This is a genomic window from Celeribacter baekdonensis B30 (assembly GCF_000299875.1).
GTDB lineage: Bacteria > Pseudomonadota > Alphaproteobacteria > Rhodobacterales > Rhodobacteraceae > Celeribacter > Celeribacter baekdonensis_A.
The window spans coordinates 1-551 of record NZ_AMRK01000041.1; the positions used below are offsets into that span (position 1 = coordinate 1).

1 protein-coding gene is annotated in these 551 nt (G+C 51.5%); it reads left to right on the top strand.

The annotated features are described in order from the left end of the window. Nucleotides 1–67 precede the first annotated feature (67 nt). A partial coding sequence (locus B30_RS21200) for an IS5/IS1182 family transposase (protein WP_009574319.1) occupies nucleotides 68–551 on the top strand: 484 nt, incomplete at its 3' end.

A 551-nucleotide genomic window follows, 5' to 3' on the forward strand; every position in this document is an offset into this window, starting at 1 on the left:
TGGACACCCGCAAAAACCTATCGCGTCAGGTTGATATGTGATTCACTGGGGTCATGGAGGATTAGCCATGAATCCAGAGAGTTTATTTTCGCTATCAGATCATCTTGAGCGTTTGAGCCAGGACGGTGATCCGCTGGAAGTTTTGGGTGCGACAGTGGATTTTGAGTATTTCCGCGGCTGGCTTGTTGAAGGGCTCGGCTATGGAGACGGCTCCAAAGGCGGTCGTCCGCCGTTTGATCCGGTTTCGATGTTCAAGGTGTTGATCGTTCAAGCGCAACACAATCTGAGCGATGTGAAGATGGAGTTCATGATCCGGGATCGATTGTCCTGGATGCGTTTTTTCGGTTTTGACCTGGGTGGTCGGATGCCAGATGAGAACACTATCCGTCACTTCCGCAATCGGATGATCGAAACAGGCACGCTGAAGCGTGTGATGAAGGCGTTTGACTGGCAACTCCACAAGAAGGGTTATATCCCGATGTCGGGTCAACTTATCGACGCGACCCTCGTTCCGGCACCAAAGCAACGCAACAATGATGGAGAGAAGGAGG